Genomic DNA, 20,836 nt, shown 5'->3' on the forward strand with positions numbered 1-20,836 from the left:
AGCAAGACAATAGATATCGCACAGGCAGATGTTCATATGCGAGGTTCCATCTGACCATTAAAACATAAATATTAACAGATGAAAAAGACGATAAAAATCTCTCTGTTCGTTCTCCTTGCGGGTATGTTCGGGGCCTGTAATAAATACCTCGATATCATCCCGGATAATATCGCGACCATAGACTACGCTTTTCGCCTGCGCAGCACGGCGGAGCGCTTTCTGTTTACCTGCTATTCCTATGTGCCGGATCTGGGCACCTTTGCCTCCAACCCGGCCTTGTCGGCCGGGGATGAGCTCTGGCTGCCCCCGACCAGCTCTACGCAGGCCTGGCAGATCGCGCGCGGGAACCAGCGGGTCGTGAATCCTTATATGAATTACTGGCAAGGTAGCTCCGGAGCCAATGATATTTACGAAGGCATCCGGCAGTGCAACATCTTTCTGGAAAACATCGCCCTGGTACCGGATATGGACGATTATGAAAAAAAGCGCTGGATAGCAGAGGTGAAATTTCTTAAAGCGTATTATCATTTCTGGCTGCTGCGTTCCTACGGTCCTATCGTGCTGATCAAGGAAAATCTGCCGGTATCGGCCGGCCCGGATGAAGTGAAAATACCCCGTTCTCCGGTCGATTCCTGTTTTGATTATGTGGTGCAGCTGCTGGACGAAGCGGCTTCGGATCTCCCGGACAAGATCGATAACGAAGCTTCAGAGCTGGGCCGCGTCACCAAGGCCATCGACCTGTCCTTCAAAGCCTATGTTTTGGTTACAGCGGCCAGCCCGCTCTTTAACGGAAATCAGGATTATAAGGGTTTTGCCAATCGGGACGGAACGCCGCTCTTCAATACCACGGTCGATCCTGCCAAGTGGGAAAAGGCCGCGGCGGCCTGTAAAACGGCTGTAGAATTCTGCCAGTCGCTCGGTTATAAGTTGTATTACTATAACCCCCAGCTGCTGCAGTACGATCTGTCGGATACTACCATGATCCAGATGAACATCCGCAACGCGATCTGCGAAAGATGGAATTCCGAGATCATCTGGGGTAATACCAACAGCCCGGCTACCAGCATACAGGCCAGCGCCACGCCCCGCGGTCTTGATCCGGCTAAATCTTCCAATTCGGGTACGAGCGGAAGCCTTGCCCCCCCGCTGAAGATCGCCGAGATGTTCTATAGCAATCATGGCGTACCCATTACGGAAGACAAGACCTGGGATTATGCAGGCCGTTTCAGACTGCGGACCGCAGATTCTACCGATAAGTATACGCTAAAGGAAGGTTATATCACTGCCCAGCTGAATTTCGACCGGGAGCCGCGTTATTATGCCGATCTGGGTTTTGACGGGGGTATCTGGTACGGACAGGGTCATTATGATGACAAAGGCTCCGATCTGTTGTATGTTTCCAGCAAGAAAGGGCAGCCTGCTGCGCCTATCAACCTGGCGGCCTATTCCACCACCGGATATACGGCCAAGAAGCTGGTGAACTTTAACAATGTGATCGGCGATGGCAACACCTATACTGTTCAATATTATCCCTGGCCGATGATCCGGCTGGCCGATCTTTATCTACTCTATGCCGAGGCGCAGAATGAAGTAAGTGGACCGGGAGCAGAAGTCTATAAATATATTGACTCGGTTCGTGCGCGGGCGGGTCTCCCTTCGGTGGCGGAGTCCTGGTCTAATTACTCCCGGAACCCAAACAAGTATACGACCAAGGAAGGCATGCGCGACATCATCCACCAGGAACGGCTTATCGAGATGGCCTTTGAAGGACAACGCTACTGGGACCTGCGTCGTTGGAAGGAAGCGACTACGGAGCTGAACAAGCCGATCACGGGCTGGGACCTGGATCAGTCCGAACCGGCCGGGTATTACCGCCAACGGCTCATCTTTAACCAGACCTTTACGACCCGGGATTATCTCTGGCCGCTGAATGAGAACACCATCCTGGCCAACAGCAAGCTGGTACAAAATCCCGGATGGTAATAAGTATATAGCCGATTAATCACTGATAATACAACCGCCATGTATAAATATTTACTGATTGCCGTCATGATCCTGCTGGCAGGATGCCAGGGCGACGAAAAAATGACCCCCGTCAACAAGAATGACGCCGTTCCGGATCAGGTCAGCAACGTGCATATCAAGAACCTTCCCGGAGGGGCCAAGATATCTTACAATGTGCCCAAGAGCGAAAATCTGTTGTATGTCAAGGCGCTCTATGAGATCCGGAAAGGAACCGAGCTGGAGGTAAAATCTTCCTATTATAACAACAGCCTTACCATACAGGGCTTCCCGGATACCTCGGAGTATGAGGTGAAGCTGTATACCGTAACCCGTGGGGAAGTAGCATCCGAACCCCTGACCATAAAGGTGAAGCCGCTTACCCCGCCGATAACCACCGCCTTTCGCAGCCTGGCGTTAAAGGAAACCTTCGGGGGGCTGAGTGTGGGATTTAAAAACGAAAGCGAAGCGGATATTGTGCTTACAGTGTTGACCCCTGATTCGTTAGGAGACCTGTATCCCGCCGAGGTATATTATACGAAGCGGGACAGCGGCGTATTTGCCGCCAGGGGCTTTGAGGACAAGCCGAGAAAGTTTGGCGTCTTTGTCCGGGACCGTTGGAATAATCACTCGGATACCCTTTACACCGAAGTGACGCCGCTGTTCGAGGAAGAAATGGACAAGACGAAATTCAAAGCCGCAAACCTGCCCACCGATACTTATACGCAACATTGCTGTGGTACCGGGATGAGCGATATCTGGGATGACAACTGGAACGGCGGAAATGCCTTTCATACCAAGCCAAGCACCGGCCTTCCCCAGTGGTTTACTTTCGATATGGGCGTTTCCGCCCGTCTGAGCCGGTTTAAATTCTATCACAGAAAGGGGAGCGGCGCAGGTACCGATGGCGCATTTTATTCCGGAGATCCCAAGATCTTTGAAATCTGGGGAAGTAATGATCCGAGCTCTGACGGCAGCTGGGATAACTGGGTGCTGCTGGGCCATTTTGAAGCCATAAAGCCTTCCGGGCAGGCTACGCCCACCACCGAGGATATACAGTATGCCTGCGTGGATGGAGAGGACTTTGAATTCGGCCCCGATATCCCCAAAGTAAGATACCTGCGCTTTAAAACCCTGCAGACCTGGGGTACGGACTATATCTATATTGCCGAACTCACCTTCTGGGGTAACACTCAATAATCCATCTTCCAAAAAAAATAATATGAAGCAGTTTTATCAATATACGCGTTATGGCCTAATGGCTATATTTCTTCTGACGGCTTTACTGTCCGCCTGCAGCAAGATGGACGATACCTATAAGGATTTCTGGAAAGACGGGGAGATCGTATATCCGGAAGGAGCGGACTCCCTCCGGGTGCATTCCGGAAAAGAAAGAATCCTGCTTGAATGGCTCGTTTTATCGGATCCTACCCTCACCAGGGCCATGATCTACTGGAACAACCGTTCCGATTCCCAGGAGGTGCCTATCCAGCAGAAGGGGCCCGGAGTGGATACCGTTCGGGTAATGTTCCCTGATATGCCCGAAGGTACCTATTCTTTTGACATCATTACCTATGATGATAAAGGCAATGAGTCGGTACCGGTGAGCGGTGTAGGTCATTCTTACGGAGAAGTCTATGTCAGCACCCTGCTTCCCCGGCTGACCAAGACCTCTTATTTTGCCGATGACAGCTTGAAGATAGCCTGGAGCGATCCCGCTGATATTACCTCTTTGGGTTCTGAGCTGATCTATACCGATACCACCGGCGCGGAGCGGCAAATTCATGTGTTGCCGGATGTGGACAGCACTATTATCCTGGATTATGATTTTGACGCTTCAACCAACTACCGGTATCACACTCTCTTCCTGCCGGATTCGCTTTCACTGGACACCTTTTATACTCCATATACCAGCGTAAAGGTGCTCGGGCCGCCCATAGAGCTGCCCAAGACAGGATGGACCGTTACCGCTTCCAGCTATGACCAGCGGAGCGGAGATGGACGGAAGCCGGAGCGAGCGATTGATAACGACCCTGCTACAAACTGGATAAACCAGATATCCCCGCAGTTGGATTATCCGCATGATATCACGGTCGATATGGGAGAGGTGAAAGAAAATATTTTCGGATTTACCCTTACTGTTTCCAACCGTGTCGAAACGCCAAAAGATATCGAGGTGCTGATCAGTGAAGACGGTTCGGCGTGGACTTCCATGGGGCGGTTTACGGTCAAGAAGGAAGCGTCCCAGCAGTTTTTCGATTTCCCGGAAATGCAGCAGCTGAGGTACTTTAAAATGATTGCATACGAACCTTCGGGAGATACGAAGAATATAGTGGTAGGAGAAGTAGGTGTTTACAGCCGATAAAAAGTCTCGGGAGTAGAAAACGAAAAGTCCGGTCTCAGCGCCGGACTTTTTTTACGGAGTATTCCCAACATCTTTTGTTTTTTGCCAATTGCTTTAGATTTAATTTAAATGCAAACGATTGCTTTTTTAAAGGTAATTTATACTTTTGAGCCGATAAACATAAACGATTATTGAAGCTACTGCCCGACATAGTATTACTCCATCAGCTAAAGCACCGGAACAGCCGTGCGGCTTTTGAGGAACTGTATCAGCGGTACTGGCAGATGATCTACGATATCGCCTGCCAGAAACTGCGGGATAAGGAAGCCGCCAAAGACGTAGTGCAGGACATCTTCGTCATGCTGTGGAGCCGGCGGCATGAGCTGACCATCCGGGCCAATTTTTCAGGCTACCTCTATACTGTGCTGAAGAACAAGTTCATCGATATGGAACGGAAACAGGCTGTTCAGCGGAAGGTGCAGGCCGAGCTTTTGCATACGACCGGCAGCTTTGCAGATGACCCGGTATCTGACTATCTCGATGGCAGGGAACTTGAGCGACATCTGCATTTTCGCATACAACGCATGCCCGAAGGCATGCGGGAGGTCTTCCTGCTGAGCCGGCAGCAACAGCTCTCCCATCAGGAAATTGCGGATCACCTCTCCATTTCCGTGAAAACGGTAAAGAAACAGATCAGCAACGCGCTTAAGCGTCTTCAGTTGCGCGAGTATCCGCTGTAATATCCGTATATCTCTCCGGCGGGGCAGCGACAGAAAAATTTTTTACACCCATACTCCCGTTCGCCTTCTCATTCGTCTTTATACCAAATCATGTGATTTTTCCTGCCGTTCCCTAAACCGGAGAGCGGATAGGATGGGCCTCGTCTTGTATAGTGCTGTTGTGTAATACAGCCGTTTATACCGCATAGAGGTTTGTATCTGTATGAAATACCCGTAAGAACAATGAGCAAACGCCTGTACAGAAGATTCGGACTGCACAAAGGACCGGACGATGATGGTTCCGAAGAGGAGAGGGCTGCGGTCGGAAAAGATATCCTTGAGCGGATCAGGGAAGCCACCGGCTTTTATGAAGCCCGTGACCCTGCACGCGGACGGAAGATGTATCCCTATCTGCTTGCCGCCGCATCTTTGCTGCTGCTTGTCGCCGCATTCACCGGGTTCCTGTGGCTGCGTCACGACGGCGCTGCCGGCGGATACATTACGGTGACGGTTCCTGCCGGCCAGGTCAGGGAGCTGAAGCTTCCCGATGGATCGGTGGTCTGGCTCAATGCGGCCAGCACCCTGCGGTATCCGGCCGCTTTTGACAGCGTAAGGGAAGTATGGCTGGAAGAGGGAGAAGCTTTTTTCTCGGTAAAATCCGATCCCTCGGCTCCTTTTATCGTCCGTTCTTCGGATTTGCAGACGCGTGTGCTCGGAACTTCTTTCCGGGTGAAAGCCTATAAATCCCTCCGCGAAGTAAAGGTGGCGGTCATAACGGGGAAGGTATCGGTAAGCACGGGACGGGAAAAGCTGGGGATACTGCAGCCCGACGAAGAGATCATATATGATAAGGCGAAGCATCATACGGTTGCGGCGCCGGTGAAGGCCGAGGAAACGGTGCAGTGGCAGCATGGAGACGTCATCCTTCGTGCCGCGCATTTCGATGACATTGCCCTGGCCATCGGAAATGCATACAACATGAAGCTGGTATATGACAAAGCCGCTTTTAGGGAATGTGAAAGCAGCATACGGTTTAATACGCATATGCCCCTGGAAGAAGTAATGCGCATGCTACGCGATATACAGCATATCGGGTACCGTATTGACCGGGAGAGCGGGGAGGTGGTCATCAGCGGAGGAGGTTGCAGCGGACAGTGAACTAAACGGCTTTTCTTACTCAGAAGCCGTTGCAGCATACAAAAACAGCAGATAAAGGCATGAGACAATTTTACCTGAACCAGACCACATGGATCAGAGCCGGATGGATTGTGGTAGGTGTATTATTTATGACGGCCGCAACCCTTCCCGCTAAGGCCGGTTACAGCCAGCAAGCGCTTTCCGGGAAGAAAATAACACTCGGGATAAAGGACACTTCCCTGGAAGCAGTACTAAAAGAGCTCCGGGAGGCGACCGGAGTAGAGTTTACCTTTAACAATACCGAGATGCGGCGTATCCGGGTGCCTGCAGCACAGTTTTCTGACGCCCGCCTGGGAAATGTGCTGGACAGCCTGCTGCAGGGTACCGGCTATACATTCCGCAATGCCGGGGAGAGCATTCTGATCTATCATCAGAAAGAGACAAGCCCGGCTTTACCTTCCCTCTCCGGGGTGCGTGCCGTGCTCTCTGATGCGGATCTTGCCGTGGAAGTTCGCGGTCAGGTTACGGATAGCAGCGGAGCGCCGCTGCCCGGGGTTACCGTATCCGTAAAGGATGCCCCCGCCATCGGCACCACCACGGATCTGAACGGAATGTATATCCTCAAGGCAGTACCGGATGGCGTCGTCCTGGTGTTCAGCATGGTCGGATTCGACAGGCAGGAGGTTTCGGTTACCGGAAGGACAGAGATCAACATCAGGTTGCTCCCGGCATCCAATACCCTGGGCGAAACGGTGGTAGTGGCTTTTGGTACCCAGAAGAAGGCCGATGTCGTCGGGGCCGTTACAACCATTAACCCCGCTGAGCTGAAGGTGCCGGCCAGTAATCTTACTACAGCCCTCGCCGGCCGTCTGGCAGGGGTGATCGCCTATCAGCGCAGCGGCGAGCCCGGAGAGGACAATGCCGACTTCTTTATCCGGGGCGTTACCACCTTCGGCTATAAGAAGGATCCGCTGATCCTTATCGACGGTATCGAGACAACTACTACGGACCTGGCCCGGTTGCAGCCGGACGATATCGCCAGCTTCTCTATTATGAAAGACGCGACGGCCACCTCGCTTTATGGCAGCCGTGCGGCCAACGGCGTGATCCTGGTCACTACCAAGGAAGGAAAGGAAGGTAAAGCCTCCATCTCGCTGCGGCTGGAAAATTCCCTGTCAACCCCTACGCGGAATGTGGAGCTGGCAGATCCCGTCACTTATATGAGGCTTAGAAACGAAGCTGTACGGACGCGCGACCCCCTCGGGGAATTGCCGTACATGGACCAGAAGATCGATAATACCATCGCCGGCACCAATCCCTATGCCTATCCCGCTACAGACTGGCGCGACATGCTCTTCAAGGATTATACGATGAACCAGCGGGCCAACCTCAACGTAAGCGGAGGCGGCCAGGTGGCCCGTTACTATGTGGCCGGCTCCATCAATCAGGATAATGGTATGCTGCGGGTGGATCACCGGAATAATTTTAACAGCAATGTAAATCTTAAAAGCTATACGCTCCGGACCAATGTGAGCGTGAACATCAGCAAATCTACCGCATTGACTTTCCGGCTCAGCGGTGTCTTTGACGACTATACGGGTCCGATCAGCGGAGGAGCCGATCTTTATAAGAAGGTGATGCGCACCGATCCCGTGCTGTTCCCGGCTTATTATCCGGTAGACGAAGAGCATCGTTACGTAAAACATATTATGTTCGGCAACTACGATGACGGTAGCGGCGGATACTATCTTAATCCCTACGCGGAGATGGTAAAAGGCTACAAGAACTATTCCCGTTCGAATATCAGCGCACAGTTCCAGATAAATCAGGATCTCAATTTCCTTACGAAAGGACTTTCTGCCCGCACCATGCTGAATGTTCAGAAAAGCGCCTATTTCGATGTCACCCGCCAATATGCTCCGTTTTATTATCAGGCCAGCGCTTATGATAAGCAGACCGGCACCTATGCGCTTGATCTGCTTAACGAAACTTCCGGCACCGAATATATCGATTATAAAGAAGGGGAGAAAACGGTCAGCTCGAGCTTCTACTCCGAATCGGCCCTGAACTATAATCGTATGCTTCAGGATAAACATTCTCTTAGCGGTACATTAGTTTTTATGGTGCGCCAGAGCCTGTCGGGGAATGCAGGGAATCTTCAGCTTTCCCTGCCCTCCAGGAATGTAGGGCTGGCGGGTAGGGCGACCTATTCCTATGGCAGCCGGTATTACGCCGAGCTGAATTTCGGCTATAACGCCTCGGAAAGGTTTTATAAAAATCATCGCTGGGGCTTTTTCCCGTCCGCCGGAGTAGCGTGGACCGTTTCCAATGAAAAGTTCTGGGATCCCCTGAAGCATGTCGTGAACAATCTTAAGCTGCGGGGTACTTACGGCATCACGGGGAATGACGCCATTGGAAGTCCCAACGACCGTTTCCTCTATTTGTCCAATGTAAACATGGACGACGGGAACCGGGGGGCGGTATTCGGCAGGGATAAGGACTATTCCCGGTCGGGCGTGTCCATCTCCCGTTATTCGGATCCCAACATTACCTGGGAAGTGGCTAAGAAGACGAACCTGGGATTGGAAGTGGGATTGCTGGGGCAGGTGGACATACAGGCCGACTTCTATAAGGAGCGCCGGAGCAAGATTCTGATGCCCAGATCCGAAACACCAGGTACCATGGGACTACAGGCGCAGCCCCAGACCAATGCCGGCGAAGCCGAAGGAAAGGGGGTTGACCTGTCGCTGGATTATAATCACTCGTTTAACAACCAGTTCTGGATCCAGGCAAGGGCCAATTTTACCTATGCTGCAAGCAAATTCATTGTCTATGAGGAACCGGATTATTCAGCTACTCCCTGGAAATCCCATGTAGGCTATTCGCTGAATCAGCAGTGGGGATATATTGCAGAACGCCTGTTTGTGGATGATGCGGAGGTAGGCGGGTCGGCCCGGCAGAATTTCGGAGAGGTCCGGGGCGGCGATATCAAATATTACGACATCAACGGCGACGGACAGATCACTACGCTTGATCAGGCGCCCATAGGTTATCCGACTACGCCGGAAATCGTATACGGCTTTGGCTTTTCGATAGGATATAAGGATTTCGACTTCTCGGCGTTCTTCCAGGGACTGGGGCGGGAATCCTTCTGGATCAATGCAAAAGCCACAGCGCCTTTTATTCCTTTCTTGTATGACAAAGAAACGCTGCCGGAACAGCCGCGTAATCAGCTGTTGAAGGCCTATGCAGACAGTCACTGGTCTGAAGACCATCGCGACCTGCACGCCCTCTGGCCCCGGCTGAGTGATCAGCTCAATGAAAACAATACCCAGCAAAGCACCTGGTTCATGCGCAACGGAGCCTTCCTGAGGCTGAAGCAGGTGGAGATCGGCTATAACCTGCCGGAAAAAGCCGCCCGCCGGATATTTATGGAGCGTCTGCGGATCTATATCAACAGCACCAATCCCCTGTGCTGGAGCCGTTTCAAGCTGTGGGATGTGGAGATGGCGGGTAACGGGCTGGGCTATCCCGTACAGAAAGTATTCAATGCAGGGGTATTGTTGTCCTTTTAAAACCGATGTGATGAAACCGAGCATGTTCATCTGCCAGCCGGCGAATCATATGATGTGCGAGGTTTATCTCGCTCATAATTGATTTATATAGGTCTCGATGCAGCTTCGCAGTCACCTACCCGCCGCAAAGCTATAGCAGGCGGGTACAACCACTAAAAAAAGAATATTAAGGGATGAAAAAATCAATGATCATAACAGGCTGGGTCGTGCTATCCGTTGTATTGACGGCCTGTGATAAATACCTTGATGTGGTTCCCGATAACGTCGCCACCATCGATTACGCTTTCAGAACAAGAAGCACTGCGGAGAAATTCCTGTTTACCTGTTATTCCTATATGCCGCATTACGGCGCTCCCGAGGGAAGTGGCGGTAATCCCGGTTTTGTGGCCGGCGATGAGATATGGCTTACGCCCAATAACGCTTCCAATGCCTGGCAGATCGCCCGGGGCAATCAGAAAGTGGTTCAGCCGTACACCGACTTCTGGCGCGGCGGGAATGGCGGGATTGATCTCTATCAGGGGATACGGGACTGCAATATCTTTCTTGAGAATATTGACATGGTCCCGGACATGGAAGAATTTGAGAAGAACCGCTGGATTGCAGAGGTAAAGTTCCTCAAGGCCTATTATCATTTCTGGCTTTTGCGAATGTACGGTCCCATTCCCCTCATCAGGGAGAATCTGCCTGTGGATGCCGACCGCGAGGCTGTGCAGTTATTCCGGGAACCGGTCGACACCTGTGTAGCCTATATCGTCCGGCTGCTCGACGAGGCGGCCGCGGATCTGCCGGACCGGATTGAAAACGAGGTCGCCGAGCTGGGCCGCATCACCAAGGCCATTGATCTCTCATTGAAGGCGGAGGTGCTCGTGACGGCTGCCAGCCCGCTGTTCAACGGGAATGCGGACTATACCGGCTTTGCCGGACCGGATGGCAAACCGCTTTTTGACGCCGCGCCGGACCCCGGAAAATGGCAGGTAGCCGCCAAGGCCTGCAGGGAAGCCGTGGAGCTCTGTGAATCGTTGGGGTACAAGCTGTATTATTACCAGCCGCAGTTTTCTCAATATGACCTTTCCGATACCACCTTAACGGAAATGAGCATACGCAATGCGGTATGTGAAAAATGGAATGCAGAGGTGATATGGGGCGATATCAACAGTACGAGTAATACGATACAGGCCAGAAGCACACCGAGAGGGCTGGACCCCGACAGGTCGGATAATCAGAGCACCCTGTCGAACCTGGCTCCTCCGCTCAAGATCGTGGAGCAGTTTTACAGCAATCACGGCGTCCCCATTACGGAAGACAAAACCTGGGATTATGAAAAGAGATTCGACCTCGTGACGCCGGGCACAGAAAGCCGGTACGACCTGAAGCCGGGTTATACTACGGCGTCGCTCAACTATAACCGGGAACCCCGTTTCTATGCCGACCTTGGATTTGATGGCGGAATATGGTACGGGCAGGGCCGGTTCGATGATAAGAGCAATGACCTCCTCTTCGTATCTGCAAAAAGAGGGCAACCGGCTTCCGTGATCAATCCGAATAACTATTCGGTGACGGGATACTGGCCCAAGAAATTGGTCAACTTCCAGAATGTGATCGGAAGCGGAAATACTTATACCGTACAGGATTATCCCTGGCCCATAATGAGGCTGGCCGGATTGTATCTGCTGTATGCAGAAGCGCAAAACGAAGCATCCGGGCCTGGACAGGAAGTCTTCAGGTACATAGATGCGGTACGGGAAAGGGCAGGACTGCCCACCGTGGAAGATGCCTGGACGAACTATTCCACTTCCCCGGGAAAATATACCACCAAAGAGGGCATGAGAGAGATCATCCGCCGCGAGCGCCTCATCGAGCTGGCGTTTGAAGGGCAGCGTTACTGGGATCTTCGCCGCTGGAAGGAAGCGGCAAAAACACTGAACCAGCCCATTACAGGCTGGGATACCAACCAGGAAGATGCAGCTTCTTACTACCGGGAAACAGTACTTTATAATCAGCAGTTTACTACCCGCGATTACCTGTGGCCGATCGGCGAGGATGAGGTTATTTCAAATAAGAACCTGGTCCAGAACCCGGGATGGTAATTCAAAAACGCAAATAAAATGACCATGTATAAATATCTGTTGTTTCTGTTCCTCTTCCCGGTGCTGGCAGGGTGCAGGGAAGAAGATGACCCGGGAATATTCGTGAACGATAAGGCGCCGGATCCGGTAAGCGGGGTACAGGTGAGAAACCTGCCCGGTGCCGCCCTTCTTACCTATACGCTGCCGCAAAGCAAGGACATGCTCTATGTAAAGGCGACCTATTCGATCCGTAAAGGGGTGGAAAGAGAAGCGAAGTCCTCCTATTTCAACAACGGCCTGCTGGTGGAAGGGTTTCCGGACACCTCGGGCTATACGGTAACCCTGTACGCAGTGAGCCGGGGCGAGAAGATGTCGGAGCCGGTGACCGTGACCGTACATCCGCTGACGCCTCCCGTGCAGGAGGTGTTCCGGTCCCTGGAGTTGGAAAGGACGTTCGGAGGGGTGACCGTAAAGTTCAGGAATGCCAGCGAAGCAAACGTCGTAATGACCGTGCTGGCAGAGGACTCCACCGGCGAGATGAAGCTGGCGGATAACTTCTATACAAAGATGAAGCAGGGCGCTTTTGCCGCCCGCGGCTTTGATACCACCAGGAGGAGATTTGCCGTCTTTGTGAAAGACCACTGGGACAACCATTCGGATACCGTTACGGCCGAGCTCACTCCGCTTTTTGAAAAACAGCTTGATAAAAGCAAATTCAAGGAGGTGCACCTTAGCCAGGATAACTGGGAACCGAACGGCCAGAAGCCCATGTCCAAGCTCTGGGACGGGATCATTCCTACGGGCGAGAGCCATGCCATGTTTTCCAGTAAAGCCGGAGAAGGCTTTCCCCAGTCCTTTACTTTTGATCTGGGGGTAACGGCCTCGCTGAGCCGGTTCACCTATTATCCCCGGTCAGACGGCAGCTTTGCTTATTCAAACGTTCCCCGGCTTTTTGAGATATGGGGCTCCAACGATCCGGCGTCCGACGGCAGCTGGGAGAGCTGGACAAAGTTACTGGACTGCGAGATGATCAAGCCTTCCGGGTCGCCGCAGGGGACCGTCACCGATGAGGACAGGGCCTATTCCCAGGCGGGGATAAACTATGAATTTCCGCCCGGCACCCCACCGTTCAGGTATATACGTTTCAAGACGCTGGAAGTATGGAGCGGGTCCAATATATCTATCCTGGAACTTAATATTTACGGAAATGATCAGTGATCCGGGTTCCGGATTACCGTTCTGTACCGCAATCAGTGTTATCATTCATATAGATAAACGACATAGAGATGAAGATCAGGTTGCTTGACCGGCCTATCCTCAGGGCAGCTTGCCTGCTGATAGCCGTCTGCGGCATTCACGCCTGCAGCAAAATGGATGCTACTTACCGGGACCTTCTCAGCAAGGGTCCGCGCGTATATGTGGGTAAAGCCGATTCCCTGAAGGCCTATCCCGGCCATAACCGTATAAAACTGTCCTGGCTGGCGATATCGGATCCGGCCATAAAGCGGGCGGTGGTTTACTGGAACAACCGTTCGGACTCGTCGGCAGTCACGATACAAAAAACATCCGGTGTGGACACTATAAATGTGATCCTGCCGGATATGCCGGAAGGCACCTATTCTTTTGAGGTCATTACCTATGACGACGAAGGTCATTCCTCCGTACCGGCCTATGCCATAGGAGAAGTATTTGGGGATAATTATATACGTTCCCTCCACAACCGTATCATCGAAAAAGCGTTGTTCAATAATGATTCCCTGCAGATCGTATGGGGCCGGCCTGAGGCAAAGATGGCCGGCATCGAGCTGCGCTATGCGGATACGACAGGTGCCGGCCGGCTTGCCGTTGTACCGGCAGATGCGGATACCTCATTTATCGAAGATTATGATTTCAGCACGGCGGATAATTTCCGGTACCGGACAATGTATCTGCCCGATTCGTTGTCCATAGATACATTTTATACTCCCTATGATACCATACGGGTAATAGGAGCGCCGGTGGAATATCCCAAGACCGGATGGACGGCTACCGCCTCTGATTACCGGCAGGGCAACGGTCCCGGAAGCATCATCGACAACGATCCCGGCACCATCTGGGTCAACGAGGCAAATACGGATTTCCCTCATGTCCTTATGGTCGACATGGGGAAAACGATAGCTCCGGTAGACGGGTTCTCCTTTCAGCAACGGACCCCCACTGCAGATCCGCGCGTACAGGCTTTTGAGCTGCTGGTCAGCGACGACGGAACGCAATGGCGCTCGCTGGGCACCTACGAGCTGGCGGATGAGGGCGACTTACAACATATTGATCTTACTACCCGGGAAAGCTTCCGATATTTCCGTGTGGTTTGCAATACGGTATACCGGAACAAACCCAATGTTTCACTGGCGGAGGTCGGTGTATACCGCCGTTAGGTATTTCGGGCAGCGTGCTGCGGTACAAAAAGGCAAATTAGTTTCAATTTATCCCGGATCGTAAAATTGCCAGGTTAAAAATGTATTTTTATCAGGCTTCCTTCATGAATAAGATGAGCGGAGCATAAAGATTTTTTATTGCACCAAACGGTCATGTATGATGAGCTGGACAGGTCTGAGGTTAAGAAATGGTCTTGCGGGGGTACTGTTGACATTTTTAGCGGTCAACGCTGCCGCTGCCGCGGATACCACGTTGCTTCCCTTCCGTACCTACACCTATAAGCAGGCGGGAACAAGAGCGCTGCAGCTTGAAGTATTCACGCCGTCCTTCCCGAGGGGGTCAGGCGGCTACCCGGTCATTATCCTCTTTCACGGCGGCGGATGGGTAGGCGGGAAGCGGCAGTCGATGGAGCAGGAGTGTCGCTATTTCGCGGGCCGCGGTATGGTGGCGGTCACGGCATCGTACCGGTTTATGGACCGGAAGGCGCAGGGCATTGCCGGCACAAAGGAGATCTGTCTCCGTGATGCCAAAAGCGCGATACGCTGGGTAAGAAGCCATGCTGCCATGTTGGGTATTGATACCGCGAAGGTCGTGCTCGGCGGCGGCTCTGCCGGAGGGCATCTGGCTACCATGGCAGCGTTGGATCGTCGCGTCAACGATCCGCAGGACGATACCACGATATCTACCCGGGCGCTCGCCCTGGTATTGTATAACCCTGCCTACAGCCCCGGCGAAGACCCGGCGCTGCAGCCTTTTGATAAATTAAGCAGACAGACGCCTCCTGCCATTTTGTTTTACGGCGACGGGGATACGAAATGGGGTCCGCCCGGTGAACAGTTTTACGGGGAGCTGAAGAAGCGTCAGGTGACCACGGAGTTATGGATTGCGCCGGAGCAAAAACACGGTTTTTACAATAAGCCTGAATGGAGCCTGGCCACGTGCATAAAAGCGGATGCTTTTCTGGTCCGCCTCGGCATACTGCCTCCGGTCCCGTCCCTGTTGCGCCGGTATCCCTGACCCGGAAGCCCTGAGAAGGGTCTCCTCATTTTATTGTTTGAAACGGAAATATTGTACGATGACAAAGCAGACATGCCTGATCTTTCTTTTTATGCTGGCGATTACAGCAGGTTATGCCCAGCAGCAGCCGGCCGGCCAGCGTCCCAATGTGCTTTTTATCTGTATTGACGATCTGCGCCCTGATCTGGGTTGCTACGGCAGCCAACAGGTGCATTCTCCCAATCTGGACCGCTTCGCCGGGTCCTCGATGCTGTTTAGCAAGCAATACGCTACGGTGCCCACCTGCGGCGCTTCCCGGGCCAGCATACTTACCGGCATGCTACCCCGGGAAAAGGCGGATCTGAGCAATGAGGCTGCTGCGATGAAGATATCGGGAAAGCCCGAAACGGCAGAGCCGGAGACCTTTATCGCACAGCTGAAACGCAACGGTTACTATACTGTCGGCATCGGAAAGATCAGCCACTATGTGGACGGCTACGTATACCCCTATACGGCGCCGAAGAGCGATAAGCTGGAGCTGCCCCACAGCTGGAATGAGATGCTCTTTGACCCCGGCAAATGGAAGACCGGCTGGAATGCCTTTTTCGGATATGCGGACGGCTCCAACCGCCAAAGTAAGAAAGGTGAAATAAAGCCTTATGAAGCTGCTGATGTGAACGATGAGGGCTATCCTGACGGGCTTACCGCCGCACTGGCCGTTAAAAAGCTCAGGGAGCTGGGCGCCAAAAAACAGCCCTTCTTCCTGGCGGTGGGCTTTTTCAAGCCGCATCTGCCGTTCAATGCGCCGAAGAAGTACTGGGATATGTATGATGAGTCCAAGATCACACTGACCCCCTCACCCGGCATTCCTGAAAATGTAAACCGGGCCAGCCTGCATGGCAGCGCGGAATTTAACCAGTATAAGCTGGGAGAGGAGAAGGCTTCGCTGAATGCCGCCGTTTCGGATGCTTATGCCCGGAAGCTGCGTCATGCTTATTATGCCTGTATCAGCTATACCGATGCGCAGATAGGGAAAGTGCTGGATGCCCTGAAAGCCGCGGGCCTGGACAAAAATACGGTGGTGGTGATCTGGAGCGATCATGGCTGGCACCTGGGCGACGACCTGGTATGGGGCAAGCATACCATCTTTGAATGGGCGCTCCGCAGCGTGCTGATGATCCGGACGCCGGCGATGAAGCAGGGTGCTGTCTGCGATAAGGTGGTGAGCGCTGTCGATGTTTATCCTACGTTGATGAGCCTGTGCGACGTACCCATGCCGCATAGAACGGATGGGCAAAGTCTGGCGCCGCTGCTCCGGAATCCCCATGCTCGGCATTGGAATGAAGCCGCCTACAGCTATTTCCGGAACGGGATCACCGTACGGACAGCCCGCTACCGGCTGACCCGGTATTTCCGGAAAGCGCAACCCGTCATCGAGCTGTATGATCATCAGACCGACCCCTGGGAAAATCATAACGTGGCGGCCCAACATCCCGATATTGTAAAAGCACTGATGAAGACCTGGGAGAAAGGGAATACGGGGATATATGACAAGCGACAGCAATAGCCGGAAAGACTTACACGATGGGCGGCTGTATTGAAGCCGGTATGCTTCTATAGCTTTACTTCCGATAGTTTTACCACCCGGTATATCACCCCCAGCCGTTTTGCATTCTGCTCTACTGTTTGGTCGAATCCGGCCTTTTTCCTGCGTTCATTAACCTTTTCAGCATCTTTAATGGGCCACACAAAACATTCATTTTTTCCGTTTTTAAGTAAACGGCAAGTGACCTGGGTGCCATATACCTGTTCCTTCCCTTGGTTCACCAGGTAACGGTCCTCCATCATCGCTACAAGTCTGAAAGGGAGCTCCTTTTTTTGGCCGGCTTCATATATAAGGTCGATGTATTTTTCGATTTTATCGGAATGCTGTATTACATACCAGGCCGATTCATTTGAAGGTGATCCTACAAGAGATTTGCCGGGATAGCCATACTGGCGGAAAACATGTTCTATAAAGATTAGATTGGAGGAATCGATCTCGCTCTGCAGCTTCCATATTCTGGATTCCAGTTCTTTTTGGGGTATGGAAAGAGCCCTGGAAATGGAATCTCTTTTGAGGGGATCAGACATTTCCGTCAGTATGCCTCTGTATTGCTGATCAAGGATCATAACGCTGTCCAGTTGTCTTTTTAAAGTGATATTGATCCTTGCCTGGCTAAAAGCAGTATGGGTGTTCAGTAACGTTAATAATAACAAATGAGAAAATAATAGCTTCATCTTGCTGAAGATAGGTACTTTTCTTAAAATGGAATGTCCCATCCATTTTTTTCAGCCTCATATAATTTTTCCCGGACCTTTTTCGTTACCATTTTAGAAATAATTAAAATGCAAACGATTGCTTTTAGAAAAGTAATTTATAATTTCGATTTAGCAAAGATAAAATAATCTCCTGGCAGCGGATGGAGCATATCTGCGCAGACCGGTGTGAAAACACGGGAAGTTCTTTTTTTGATTTAAAAACACCTATTGATGAAGTACTATCTTTTGAAGTGCAGGGCGCTGCTATGCCTGCCCCTGTGGTTTACGCTGCAGGCGCAGGCCCAGCAGCTGCAGATCAGCGGCAAAGTAACCGATCAGACCACGGGGGCAGCCCTGCCCGGCGTGTCGGTGAGCGTAAAGGGAGGAACTACCGGCACCGTTACCGATGCCACCGGCAACTTCAGATTGCCGGCATCCGGCACTAAAGATTCCCTGGTATTTACCTATATCGGCTATACCGCCAAAACCGTGGCCCTCAACGGTCGCACCACTTTGTCGGTGGCCCTTTCGGGTAATCAGAAAGCCCTCAACGAAGTAGTAGTGGTCGGCTATGGCACCCAGCAGCGGAAAGATGTCACCGGCTCCATCTCTTCGGTGGACTCCCGCTCCATCCGCGAAGTGCCGGTCACCAATGCCCAGCAGGCCCTGCAGGGCCGCACTGCCGGAGTGGATGTGGTGACCTCCACCCGCCGGCCCGGGTCGGAACCGCAGGTCCGCATCCGGGGAAACCGCTCCTTTTCTGCCGGGAACGGACCCCTCTATATCGTGGACGGCATACCCTTCTCCGGCAGCATCAACGATATCAACCCCGCCAATATCGCCTCCATGGATGTGCTGAAAGATGCTTCCGCCACCGCCATCTATGGCTCGCGCGGGGCCAACGGGGTCATCCTCATCACCACCAAACGGGGCAAGGAAGGCAGGCCCGTCGTTTCCTATGACGGCTACTACGGTGTGGTGCGTCCCCTCGGTTATATCGATGTCATGAACGGTCCCGAATTCGCCGGGATGCGCAGGGAAGCCAACCGTCCGCCGAATGGCAGCTATGACGATAAAAATCCCGAAGCCTCGGACGGTAAGATTTTCAGCAAATCCGAACTGGAAAATATCAAGAACGGCGTTTCCACCGACTGGCAGCGGCTGTTACTGAGTCCGGGTTACCAGACCAGCCATGAGCTGGGCGTATCCGGCGGTACCGAAAAGACGAAATATGCCATCGCCGGCAGTTATTTCCGGGACCAGGGTATCCAGCAGGTACAGAACTATGAGCGTTATAACCTCCAGGTGAACATCGACCAGCAGCTGGGCAAAAGGGTACAGGTCGGCATCTCCTCGCTGAGCACACTCAGCTACCGCAACGGCGAAGGATACAACGGCCTGGGCAATGCCATGCGCAGTAATCCGCTTGGGAAACCTTATGATGACGAGGGAAAGCTGATCCTCTATCCCGTGGATGACAACCAGATGCCCAACCCCCTGGCAGATTATGTAGACGGTGCCCGGATAGAACGGCGGCGGCGGATGCGCGCTTTCAACAGCCTCTATGGGGAAGTGACCATACTGGACGGGCTGAAATACAGGCTGAATTTCGGATCGGACATCTACCAGGACAACCTGGGTAATTTCAGGGGGAAAGAGACGACCGACCTGCTGATCGGCGGCGGCGACGCTACGGCCTACCAGTCCAACGAATACCAGTATGCCTATACCGTGGAAAATCTGCTGACCTATAAAAAGATCTTTGCGCAGAAACACAATCTCGACGTGACCGGTCTCTATAGCATACAGCGGCAGCACAACGAGCAATCCCGTACCGATGTAAAAGGGATATCGGTGGAAGACCAGGGATATTTCAACTTTGGGGACGCCTCCCAGGTAACAGGCAAGTCGAGCAGACTCGAGCAATGGACCATCCTATCGTTCATGGGCCGGGTGAATTACGGTTTTGACGACCGTTATCTCGCCACCTTTACCTTGCGTGCCGACGGCTCCTCCCGCTTTGCCCCGGGACATCAGTGGGGATATTTCCCCTCCGTGGCGCTGGGCTGGAACCTGTCGCGCGAGAATTTTCTGAAAGATTCCCGCGTCGTGGACAACCTGAAGCTGCGCGCCAGCTACGGGCAAACCGGTAACACGGGCATTGAGCCCTACCAGACCCAGGGCGCCCTGTATCGGGTGGGCTACCTCCTGGGAAATAACGGCGTCGTCGGCTACCGGCCGGACCTGATCCGGAACCCCGACCTCACCTGGGAAACCACGGCTTCCATCAACGCAGGACTCGATTTCGGCTTTTTCGACGAGCGGATATCCGGATCGCTGGATGTGTACCGGCAGAAAACCACCGATCTGCTGATGGAGCGGCAGCTGCCCTATACCAGCGGATTTAAAAGCGTGCTCGAAAACGTGGGCGCCACCCAGAACCAGGGTATAGAGCTGGGCATCTCCAGCGATAATATCCGGAATGATCACGACGGCTTCAGCTGGTCCACCGACCTGAACGTTACCCTCAACCGCGAGAAGATACTGAAGCTCTACGGCGGCGAGGAGGATGACATCGGCAATGGCTGGTTCATCGGCCGGCCTCTCAATGTATTCTACGATTATGAGAAGATCGGCATCTGGCAGGAGGATGAAAAAGACGAAGCGGCCAAGTACAGTCAGAACCCGGGAGAGATCAGGGTCAAAGACCAGAACAATGACGGCAAGATTGACGACGAGGACCGGGTGATCCTCGGGAGCCGGCAGCCGGATTGGACCGCGGGTATGACCAACCGTTTCAGCTATAAGGGCATTGACCTGTCCATCGTGATGTTTGCCCGGGTAGGCGATATGATCTCCAGCGATTATTACACCTCGCTGACCACGCTCTTCGGCCGTTACAACAACCTGAATGTCGATTACTGGACGCCCGATAATCCCACCAACGCCTTTCCGCGTCCCAACCAGAACCAGGAAAGTCCGCTGTACAACAGCACCCTGAAATACTTTGACGGCTCTTTCTTCAAGATACGGAACATCACGCTGGGGTATAATTTCCCGGAAGAAATGGTCCAGCGCTGGAAGATGCAGTCGCTGAGGGCTTACCTGAGCGTGCAGCAACCCCTGATCCTCGCCCCATACCGGCAGAAATATCACGGCATTGATCCGGAAGGGATCGATTCCGGCAACAAGGGTACGCTGCCCATCGACGTCCCTGCCACCTATATGGTGAATTTCGGGGTAAATGTCCGCTTCTGATGATTTAGAAAACCTGCTAAAAAT

General features: G+C 52.8%; 13 protein-coding genes. 12 read left to right on the plus strand and 1 reads right to left on the minus strand.

Features of this window, described 5'->3' with window-relative positions:
- Positions 1-78: 78 nt before the first annotated feature.
- The 11 genes from ABD851_RS04765 (at position 79) to ABD851_RS04815 (ending at position 16,820) form a co-directional block, all read left to right on the plus strand.
- Complete coding sequence (locus ABD851_RS04765) at positions 79-1,983, plus strand: RagB/SusD family nutrient uptake outer membrane protein (protein ID WP_344976175.1); 1,905 nt, start codon at positions 79-81, stop codon at positions 1,981-1,983.
- A 39-nt stretch (positions 1,984-2,022) separates the two neighbouring features.
- Positions 2,023-3,201, plus strand: coding sequence for a DUF5000 domain-containing lipoprotein (locus tag ABD851_RS04770; RefSeq protein WP_344976178.1), 1,179 nt, complete (start codon positions 2,023-2,025; stop codon positions 3,199-3,201).
- 22 nt (positions 3,202-3,223) lie between these two features.
- The gene (locus ABD851_RS04775) at positions 3,224-4,366 is read left to right on the plus strand and encodes a DUF4998 domain-containing protein (RefSeq protein ID WP_344976181.1); all 1,143 of its coding nucleotides are present in this window, start codon (positions 3,224-3,226) and stop codon (positions 4,364-4,366) included.
- A gap of 170 nt (positions 4,367-4,536) precedes the next feature.
- Positions 4,537-5,085, plus strand: a complete 549-nt coding sequence (locus ABD851_RS04780; RefSeq protein WP_344976185.1) for an RNA polymerase sigma-70 factor — start codon at positions 4,537-4,539, stop codon at positions 5,083-5,085.
- A gap of 222 nt (positions 5,086-5,307) precedes the next feature.
- Positions 5,308-6,222: a FecR family protein gene (locus ABD851_RS04785; protein ID WP_344976188.1), complete on the plus strand. Its 915-nt coding sequence runs from the start codon at positions 5,308-5,310 to the stop codon at positions 6,220-6,222.
- Positions 6,223-6,281: 59 nt separating this feature from the next.
- Entirely contained in the window at positions 6,282-9,776 is a 3,495-nt protein-coding gene (locus tag ABD851_RS04790) for a SusC/RagA family TonB-linked outer membrane protein (RefSeq protein WP_344976191.1), read from the plus strand.
- A gap of 173 nt (positions 9,777-9,949) precedes the next feature.
- Positions 9,950-11,863 (plus strand): RagB/SusD family nutrient uptake outer membrane protein, encoded by a 1,914-nt coding sequence (locus tag ABD851_RS04795; RefSeq protein ID WP_344976194.1) that lies wholly within the window; start codon positions 9,950-9,952, stop codon positions 11,861-11,863.
- An 18-nt stretch (positions 11,864-11,881) separates the two neighbouring features.
- Positions 11,882-13,060 carry a DUF5000 domain-containing lipoprotein gene (locus ABD851_RS04800; protein WP_344976198.1) on the plus strand — a complete coding sequence of 393 codons (1,179 nt, stop codon included), beginning with the start codon at positions 11,882-11,884 and terminating at the stop codon, positions 13,058-13,060.
- A 68-nt stretch (positions 13,061-13,128) separates the two neighbouring features.
- Positions 13,129-14,256, plus strand: coding sequence for a DUF4998 domain-containing protein (locus ABD851_RS04805; RefSeq protein WP_344976201.1), 1,128 nt, complete (start codon positions 13,129-13,131; stop codon positions 14,254-14,256).
- A gap of 157 nt (positions 14,257-14,413) precedes the next feature.
- A complete protein-coding gene (locus ABD851_RS04810; protein WP_344976204.1) occupies positions 14,414-15,274 on the plus strand; it encodes an alpha/beta hydrolase in 861 nt (286 codons plus the stop codon).
- 58 nt (positions 15,275-15,332) lie between these two features.
- Positions 15,333-16,820 carry a sulfatase gene (locus ABD851_RS04815; protein WP_344976207.1) on the plus strand — a complete coding sequence of 496 codons (1,488 nt, stop codon included), beginning with the start codon at positions 15,333-15,335 and terminating at the stop codon, positions 16,818-16,820.
- 47 nt (positions 16,821-16,867) lie between these two features.
- On the opposite strand, the gene ABD851_RS04820 is transcribed toward ABD851_RS04815, so the two are convergent.
- A complete protein-coding gene (locus ABD851_RS04820; RefSeq protein ID WP_344976210.1) occupies positions 16,868-17,533 on the minus strand; it encodes a DUF6624 domain-containing protein in 666 nt (221 codons plus the stop codon).
- A 252-nt stretch (positions 17,534-17,785) separates the two neighbouring features.
- On the opposite strand from ABD851_RS04820, the gene ABD851_RS04825 reads away from it, so the two are divergent.
- On the plus strand, positions 17,786-20,812 hold the full coding sequence (locus tag ABD851_RS04825) for a SusC/RagA family TonB-linked outer membrane protein (protein WP_344976212.1): 3,027 nt from the start codon (positions 17,786-17,788) through the stop codon (positions 20,810-20,812).
- Positions 20,813-20,836: the final 24 nt, after the last annotated feature.

The organism is Compostibacter hankyongensis, assembly GCF_039541075.1.
GTDB classification, from domain to species: Bacteria; Bacteroidota; Bacteroidia; order Chitinophagales; family Chitinophagaceae; genus Compostibacter; species Compostibacter hankyongensis.

Bases quoted from the DNA above. Each gene is read 5' to 3' on its own strand.
- ABD851_RS04765 (WP_344976175.1), top strand. From the start codon at position 79: ATGAAAAAGACGATAAAAATCTCTCTGTTCGTTCTCCTTGCGGGTATG.
- ABD851_RS04770 (WP_344976178.1), top strand. From the start codon at position 2,023: ATGTATAAATATTTACTGATTGCCGTCATGATCCTGCTGGCAGGATGC.
- ABD851_RS04775 (WP_344976181.1), top strand. From the start codon at position 3,224: ATGAAGCAGTTTTATCAATATACGCGTTATGGCCTAATGGCTATATTT.
- ABD851_RS04785 (WP_344976188.1), top strand. From the start codon at position 5,308: ATGAGCAAACGCCTGTACAGAAGATTCGGACTGCACAAAGGACCGGAC.
- ABD851_RS04790 (WP_344976191.1), top strand. From the start codon at position 6,282: ATGAGACAATTTTACCTGAACCAGACCACATGGATCAGAGCCGGATGG.
- ABD851_RS04795 (WP_344976194.1), top strand. From the start codon at position 9,950: ATGAAAAAATCAATGATCATAACAGGCTGGGTCGTGCTATCCGTTGTA.
- ABD851_RS04800 (WP_344976198.1), top strand. From the start codon at position 11,882: ATGACCATGTATAAATATCTGTTGTTTCTGTTCCTCTTCCCGGTGCTG.
- ABD851_RS04805 (WP_344976201.1), top strand. From the start codon at position 13,129: ATGAAGATCAGGTTGCTTGACCGGCCTATCCTCAGGGCAGCTTGCCTG.
- ABD851_RS04810 (WP_344976204.1), top strand. From the start codon at position 14,414: ATGATGAGCTGGACAGGTCTGAGGTTAAGAAATGGTCTTGCGGGGGTA.
- ABD851_RS04815 (WP_344976207.1), top strand. From the start codon at position 15,333: ATGACAAAGCAGACATGCCTGATCTTTCTTTTTATGCTGGCGATTACA.
- ABD851_RS04820 (WP_344976210.1), bottom strand. From the start codon at position 17,533: ATGAAGCTATTATTTTCTCATTTGTTATTATTAACGTTACTGAACACC.
- ABD851_RS04825 (WP_344976212.1), top strand. From the start codon at position 17,786: ATGAAGTACTATCTTTTGAAGTGCAGGGCGCTGCTATGCCTGCCCCTG.